Here is a 7,223-nt window from a genome sequence, read left to right on the forward strand (position 1 = left end):
CGCGGCCGGTACGCCCCGGTGCCCGCACCGCAGACCGTGTCGCCGCCCACCCCGCTGCGCTGGGCTGCCCCGGCGGCGGCCCTCGCGGTCGCGTCCGCCGTCGTCGCCGTCCGGATCCTGCGCCGCCGCCGCTGACCGGCCCGGGCGGTCCTGATCAGCGCAGTAGGGTCGGTTCCGTGAGGAACGACGAGATCACGCTGACCGCGGGCGACGCGGAGGTGACCGTGCGGCCGGGCAACGGCGGCCGGATCCAGGGGCTGCGGGTCGGCGGCACCGAGCTGCTGCGGCAGGGCGAGCGGTTCGGGTGCTTCCCGATGGTGCCCTGGTGCGGCCGGATCCGCGACGGCCGGTTCCGGGACGGCGCCACCGTGCACCAGCTGCCGCTGAACGCGCCGCCGAACGCCATCCACGGCACCGCCCGGGACGCCGCCTGGCGCACGGCCCGCGCGGGCGACGGGGAAGCCGTCCTCACCCACGACCTCGCCGAGCCGTGGCCGTACCCCGGCCGCGTCACCCAGCAGATCGAGCTCGCCCCGGACTCCCTGACGCTGACCATGTCCGTGGAGACCTACGAGTCGTCCTTCCCGGCGCAGATCGGCTGGCACCCCTGGTTCCTCCGCAACCTCGGCGGTGCCGACGCGGTCCTGGACTTCGCGCCCGCCTGGCAGGAGGAACGCGGCGACGACCACCTGCCCACCGGCCGCCGCGTCGACCCGCGGCCGGGCCCGTGGGACGACTGCTTCGGCATGCCCGGCGGCGTCGACGTCACCCTGACCTGGCCCGGGCAGCTGCGTCTGACGGTGACCAGCCGCGAGGAGTGGGTGGTGATCTACGACGAGCAGCGCGAGGCCGTGTGCGTGGAGCCGCAGACCGGGCCGCCCGACGGGCTGAACACCGCCCCGCGCCTGGTCACCCCGCTGGAGCCGCTGGAGGCCTCGACGACCTGGACCTGGGCCCGCCTTTAAGCTGGCTGCCATGACGGACACGCGCGGCGCGCTGCTGCAGCAGATCAAGGACAAGGCCGTGGTGCACGGCAAGGTGACGCTCTCCTCCGGTCTGGAGGCCGACTACTACGTCGACCTGCGCCGCGTCACCCTCGACGGCGAGGCCGCGCCGCTGGTCGGCCAGGTGCTGCTCGACCTGACCGAGGGGCTGGAGTTCGACGCGGTGGGCGGCCTGACCATGGGCGCCGACCCGGTGGCGTCCGCGATGCTGCACGCCGCCGCCGCGCGCGGGCGGACGCTGGACGCCTTCGTCGTCCGCAAGGCCGCCAAGGCGCACGGCCTGCAGCGCCGCGTCGAGGGCCCGGACATCGCGGGCCGCCGGGTCCTGGTCGTCGAGGACACCTCCACCACCGGCGGCTCCCCCCTCACCGCGGTCGAGGCGGTGCGGGAGGCGGGTGCCGAGGTGGTGGCCGTGGCCACCATCGTCGACCGGGCGACCGGCGCCGCCGAGAAGATCCGGGACGGCGCGGGCGTGCCCTACCTGTTCGCGTACGCCAAGGACGAGCTCGGGCTGGACTGACCGCCCCCCGGGCCGGCCGGGCGGCGGCGGGCGCGGGACGTCCCCGGGGCATTCCCCCGGGATCCCCCCACATCACGACTTGACCTGCGCCGTGGACCCGGCGGACAAGTCTGGGAAGATGGGGCCGACAATGACGTCGCATCCAAGGTTCCAGGTCAGGGCCGACAGTACGCAGTACGCCAACCCGCAACGCTAAGAGGAGCGGACAGATGCCCATCGCAACTCCCGAGGTCTACAACGAGATGCTGGACCGGGCGAAGGCAGGCAAGTTCGCCTACCCGGCCATCAACGTCACCTCGTCCCAGACCCTGCACGCGGCACTGCGCGGCTTCGCCGAGTCGGAGAGCGACGGCATCGTCCAGATCTCCACCGGCGGCGCCGAGTTCCTGGGCGGCCAGCACAGCAAGGACATGGTGACCGGCGCGGTCGCCCTGGCCGAGTTCGCGCACATCGTCGCCGAGAAGTACGACGTCAACATCGCCCTGCACACGGACCACTGCCCGAAGGACAAGCTGGACGGCTACGTCCGGCCGCTGCTCGCGGTGTCCGAGGAGCGCGTCAAGGCCGGCCGCAACCCGCTGTTCCAGTCCCACATGTGGGACGGCTCCGCGGAGACCCTGGCCGACAACCTCACCATCGCGCAGGAGCTGCTGGAGCGCGCCCGCGCCGCGAAGATCATCCTCGAGGTCGAGATCACCCCGACCGGTGGCGAGGAGGACGGCGTCTCGCACGAGATCAACGACTCCCTCTACACCACCGTGGACGACGCGATCCGCACCGCGGAGGCCCTCGGCCTCGGCGAGAAGGGCCGCTACCTGCTGGCCGCGTCCTTCGGCAACGTGCACGGCGTGTACAAGCCGGGCAACGTGCGCCTGCGCCCGGAGCTGCTGAAGGAGCTGAACGAGGGCGTCGCCGCCAAGTTCGGCAAGCAGGCCTCCCCCGGCCCGTTCGACTTCGTCTTCCACGGCGGTTCCGGCTCCAGCGAGCAGGAGATCCTGACCGCGCTGGAGAACGGCGTGGTCAAGATGAACATCGACACGGACACCCAGTACGCCTTCACCCGGCCCGTCGCCGACCACATGTTCAAGAACTACGACGGTGTCCTGAAGGTCGACGGCGAGGTCGGCTCCAAGAAGACCTACGACCCGCGGACCTGGGGCAAGCTGGCCGAGGCGTCGATGGCCGCGCGGGTCGTCGAGGCCTGCCGCCACCTGCGCTCCACGGGCACCCGCATCAAGTGACCGGATAGCGGGACCACCCGCGGAAGAACCCGGCACCCTCCGCGGTGCCGGGTTCTTCCGTATGCTCCGAAGATGTCCGACGTCCGGCTGGCCTCCCCGCAGGGCCGGTGGATCCTGCTCACCACCGTCCTCGGCTCCGGCATGGCCATGCTCGACTCGACGGTGGTCAACGTCGCCCTGCCGCGCATCGGCCGCGACCTCGACGCCGACCTCGCCGCCCTCCAGTGGACGGTCAACGCGTACATGGTCACGCTGGCCGGGCTGATCCCGCTGGGCGGGGCGCTCGGCGACCGGTTCGGCCGGCGGAGGGTGTTCGTCGTCGGCGTGGTGTGGTTCGCCACCGCCTCCCTGCTGTGCGGGCTCGCCCCGGACGCGGGGACGCTGATCGCCGCCCGCGCGCTGCAGGGCGTCGGCGGCGCCCTGCTCACGCCCGGCTCGCTCGCCCTCATCCAGGCGTCCTTCCACCCCGAGGACCGGGGCCGCGCGGTCGGCCTGTGGTCCGGCTTCGGGGGGATCGGGGCCGCGGTCGGCCCGTTCCTCGGCGGCTGGCTGGTGGACGGGCCGGGCTGGCGCTGGGTGTTCCTGATCAACGTGCCGGTCGCCCTGGTGTGCGCCCCGGTCGCCGTGCGCCACGTGCCCGAGTCCTCCGGCGGCGGCAGGCACGGCCGGTTCGACGTGGCCGGCGCCGGTCTCGGCGCGCTGGCGCTCGCCCTGGTGACGTACGCGCTGATCGGCGCCGAGGAGGCGTCCCCGGCGGTGGCCGTCGCGGGGGCCGCGGGGCTGGCGGCCGCGGTGGCCTTCGTGTGGGTCGAGCGGCGCCACCCGGATCCCATGATGGCTCCGGCCGTCTTCGCCTCCCGCCAGTTCACCGCGGTCAACCTGCTCACCCTGTGCGTGTACGCGGCCTTCGGCGGCTTCTTCTTCCTCGCCGCGCTCCAGCCCCAGGTCGTCGTCGGCTACTCGGCGCTCGCCGCGGGCGCGGCCCTGCTGCCGACGACCGCGCTGATGCTGCTGCTCTCCGCCCTCCCCCACTCTCGGCTTCGCTCGAGCGGGAGGTAACCCCATCGGCGAGCTCGCCGACCGCATCGGCCCGCGCCTGCCGCTCACCGTGGGGCCGCTGCTGTGCGCGGCGGGCATGCTGCTGATGCTGCGCGTCGGGCCGGGCGCCTCCTACCCGGCCGACGTGCTGCCCGCGCTGCTGGTCCTCGGGTTCGGCATGGTCGCCCTGGTGGCGCCGCTGACCGCGACCGTGCTCGCCTCCGTGGACGTCGGGCGGGCCGGGCTGGCCAGCGGGGTGAACAACGCCGCCGCCCGCGCGGCCGGCCTGCTGGCGGTGGCGGCGCTGCCGCTGTTCGCCGGGATGGGCCCGGAGGCGTACCGGCGGCCGGACGCCTTCGACGCCGCGTTCGGCCGGGCGATGCTGTGGTGCGCGGGCCTGCTGGTGGCGGGCGCGGTCCTCGCCGTCACGACCGTGCGGCGTCCCGCCCCGGACTGCCGCCGCCCCGAGTGCCGGGTCCACGGCAGTGTCACCGTCCCCCCGCTGGAGCCCCGCACCGGTGCCGGGACGCTGCGGGAGGACGGCCGCGGGCCCCGCTGAGAGGCGGGGCGCGCGGCCCGGTGCCCCGCCTCCCGTCGCGGCCCGACGCACCGGCGCGACGTGCTGCCCGATGTACGAGACTGGGGGCATGTCGATTCACGAGAACCTCCTCGGGGGCCCGCCCCCCACGCACCTCCCCGACGACCCCGGGCCGCGCGAGCTGCTCGCGTCGGGCGCCACCCCCACCGACGTCGCCGCGCAGTACCCCACCTCGTCGCTGGCCTGGGCCCGGCTGGCCGACGAGGCGTTCGAGCGGGGCGGCGTCGTCGAGTCGTACGCCTACGCCCGTACGGGCTACCACCGCGGGCTGGACGCCCTGCGCCGCAACGGCTGGAAGGGCCACGGGCCGGTGCCGTGGGAGCACGAGCCCAACCGCGGCTTCCTGCGCGCCCTGCACGCCCTCGCCCGGGCCGCCCAGGCCATCGGCGAGAAGGAGGAGTACGAGCGCTGCTCGCAGTTCCTGAAGGACTCCTCCCCGACGGCGGCCGAGGTCCTCGGCTGAGCGGTCGTGACCGCGTCGAGGCCCGCCCGTGAGCGGGCGGGCCTTGCGGATCAGTGGGGCTCGTGCGCAGGATGCGATGGGGACCGGGGCCCCCGTGCCGGTAACGGCAGGGGCGGACCGCTACCCGGAGCACATTTCAGGAGACAGCGATGTCCCACGAGGCTCACGAGCCCGAGACCCCGCATCTCGACTTCCACGGCACGACCCCGTACGAGGACTACGTCAAGGCCGATGTCCTCACCCACCTCCAGCACACCCTCTCCGACGATCCCGGAGAGATGGTCTTCCTGGTCACCACCCAGGTCATGGAGCTGTGGTTCACCGTCATCGTCCACGAGTGGGAGACGGCCGCGAAGGCACTGCGGGAGGACGACGTACCGACCGCGACCGACGCGCTGAAGCGCTCGGTGCGCGAGCTGGAGGCGCTGAACGCCTCCTGGAAGCCCCTGAGCGGGCTGACCCCGGCGCAGTTCAACTCCTACCGGGGTGCCCTCGGCGAGGGTTCCGGCTTCCAGTCGGCGATGTACCGGCGGATGGAGTTCCTGCTCGGCGACAAGTCGGCGTCCATGCTGGTGCCGCACCGGGGCGCGCCCCGCGTGCACGCCGAGCTGGAGAAGGCGCTGCACGAGCCGAGCCTGTACGACGAGGTGCTGCGCCACCTCGCGCGCCAGGGGCACCCCGTCCCGGACGAGGTGCTGCGCCGCGACGTCTCGCGGCGCTACGAGCCGTCCCCGCAGGTGGAGGCCGTCTGGACGGCCGTCTACTCGGGTGACGAGCGGGACGCGACCGCGCGCCTGGGCGAGGCGCTGACGGACGTCGCCGAGCTGGTGTGGCGCTGGCGCAACGACCACCTCGTCGCCACCCGCCGCGCGATGGGCGCCAAGACCGGGACGGGCGGCTCCGCCGGGGTGGCCTGGCTGGAGAAGCGGGCGCAGAAGAGCGTGTTCCCCGAGCTGTGGACGGCGCGGTCCTATGTCTGAGCTGCGCATACGGGCCAAGGAGCTGGACGGGGCCGACGAACTGGCCGCGAAGCGCGCCGAGTTCGTGCTGGACTCCGCGTCCGACGGGGCGTCCGGCAGTGCGGGCGTCTACCTGGACGGGAACTCGCTCGGCGCGCTGCCCGCCGCCGTGCCCGCCCGGATGGCGGACGTGGTGGGCCGGCAGTGGGGCGAGCTGCGCATCCGGTCCTGGACGGAGAGCGGCTGGTGGACCGCGCCCGAGCGGATCGGCGACCGGATCGCCCCGCTGGTGGGCGCGGCGGCCGGGCAGATCGTCGTCGGCGACTCGACCAGCGTCAACGTGTTCAAGGCCGTGGTCGGCGCGGTGCGCCTCACCCGGCTCGCGGACCCCGGCCGGGACGAGATCGTGGTCGATGCGACCATGTTCCCCACGGACGGCTACATCGCCGAGTCCGCGGCCCGCATGACCGGCTGCAGGCTGCGGCCGGTGACCCCGGACCAGGTGCCGGGCGTGCTCGGCGAGCGGACGGCCGCCGTGCTGCTCAACCACGTCGACTACCGCTCCGGCCGGCTGCACGACCTGCCCGCGCTCACCGCCGCCGTGCACGCGGCGGGCGCCCGCGTGGTGTGGGACCTGTGCCACAGCGCGGGCGCGCTGCCGGTGGGCCTGGACGGGCACGGCGTGGACCTCGCGGTCGGCTGCACCTACAAGTACCTGAACGGCGGCCCCGGTTCACCCGCGTACCTGTACGTCCGCGAGGAGCTCCAGGACCGCTTCGACTCCCCGCTGCCCGGCTGGAACTCCCACGCGGAGCCCTTCGGGATGCGCCCGGACTACGAGCCGGCGCCGGGCGCGCTGCGCGGGCGGGTCGGCACGCCCGACATCCTGTCCATGCTCGCCCTGGAGGCGGCGCTGGACGTCTGGGACGGGGTGTCGGTCGACCAGGTGCGGGCGAAGTCCCTCGCGCTGACGGACTTCTTCCTGGAGTGCGTGACGGCGTACGTCCCGGACGGCCGGGTCGCGTGCCTGACCCCGCTCGCGCACGCGGAGCGGGGCAGCCAGATCGCCCTGCGCTGCCCGGACGCCGGTGACGTGATGCGGCGGCTGATCGAGCGCGGGGTGGTGGGCGACTTCCGGCACCCGGACGTGCTGCGCTTCGGCTTCACCCCGCTGTACCTCGGCTTCGCGGACGTGGAGCGGGCGGCGCGGGTGCTCGCCGAGGTGCTGGCGGCCGACGGGGACTGACCCCCGCGCGCCGTGCCGGCCGGCCGCGTTCCGGCCCGTCCCGCGCCCGTCGCGGGGTGGGCCGGAGCCGGCGGACCCGGAGGGTTCACCGAGCGTGATATCCCCATGTCCACGCGGGTCGTGGTGCTGATACCGTCCCGGCCAGACGGCCGGA

At 74.2% G+C, this 7,223-nt stretch carries 6 protein-coding genes and 1 pseudogene; all 7 read left to right on the forward strand.

Features of this window, described 5'->3' with window-relative positions:
• The first annotated feature begins 176 nt into the window (after window positions 1–176).
• Window positions 177–965: an aldose 1-epimerase gene (locus G3I53_RS14995; RefSeq protein ID WP_164332971.1), complete on the forward strand. Its 789-nt coding sequence runs from the start codon at window positions 177–179 to the stop codon at window positions 963–965.
• 10 nt (window positions 966–975) lie between these two features.
• Complete coding sequence (gene pyrE, locus G3I53_RS15000; RefSeq protein ID WP_164332970.1) at window positions 976–1,524, forward strand: orotate phosphoribosyltransferase; 549 nt, start codon at window positions 976–978, stop codon at window positions 1,522–1,524.
• Between the two features lie 209 nt (window positions 1,525–1,733).
• The gene (gene fbaA, locus G3I53_RS15005; RefSeq protein WP_164332969.1) at window positions 1,734–2,765 is read left to right on the forward strand and encodes a class II fructose-bisphosphate aldolase; all 1,032 of its coding nucleotides are present in this window, start codon (window positions 1,734–1,736) and stop codon (window positions 2,763–2,765) included.
• 72 nt (window positions 2,766–2,837) lie between these two features.
• Window positions 2,838–4,362: pseudogene (locus tag G3I53_RS15010) on the forward strand (MFS transporter).
• A gap of 88 nt (window positions 4,363–4,450) precedes the next feature.
• Window positions 4,451–4,864: a DUF3151 domain-containing protein gene (locus G3I53_RS15015; RefSeq protein WP_164332981.1), complete on the forward strand. Its 414-nt coding sequence runs from the start codon at window positions 4,451–4,453 to the stop codon at window positions 4,862–4,864.
• Window positions 4,865–5,013: 149 nt separating this feature from the next.
• A complete protein-coding gene (locus G3I53_RS15020) occupies window positions 5,014–5,844 on the forward strand; it encodes a tryptophan 2,3-dioxygenase family protein (protein WP_164332982.1) in 831 nt (276 codons plus the stop codon).
• A complete protein-coding gene (gene kynU / locus G3I53_RS15025) occupies window positions 5,837–7,069 on the forward strand; it encodes a kynureninase (protein ID WP_164332983.1) in 1,233 nt (410 codons plus the stop codon). Before G3I53_RS15020 ends, kynU begins: the two co-directional genes overlap by 8 nt.
• The last annotated feature ends 154 nt before the right edge of the window (window positions 7,070–7,223 follow it).

This window comes from Streptomyces sp. SID14436 (genome assembly GCF_010548465.1).
Taxonomy (GTDB): Bacteria; Actinomycetota; Actinomycetes; order Streptomycetales; family Streptomycetaceae; genus Streptomyces.

What these genes read in the sequence shown, in the direction of transcription:
- G3I53_RS15020 (WP_164332982.1), top strand. Translation starts at nt 5,014, where the DNA reads ATGTCCCACGAGGCTCACGAGCCCGAGACCCCGCATCTCGACTTCCAC.
- pyrE (WP_164332970.1), top strand. Translation starts at nt 976, where the DNA reads ATGACGGACACGCGCGGCGCGCTGCTGCAGCAGATCAAGGACAAGGCC.
- fbaA (WP_164332969.1), top strand. Translation starts at nt 1,734, where the DNA reads ATGCCCATCGCAACTCCCGAGGTCTACAACGAGATGCTGGACCGGGCG.
- kynU (WP_164332983.1), top strand. Translation starts at nt 5,837, where the DNA reads ATGTCTGAGCTGCGCATACGGGCCAAGGAGCTGGACGGGGCCGACGAA.
- G3I53_RS15015 (WP_164332981.1), top strand. Translation starts at nt 4,451, where the DNA reads ATGTCGATTCACGAGAACCTCCTCGGGGGCCCGCCCCCCACGCACCTC.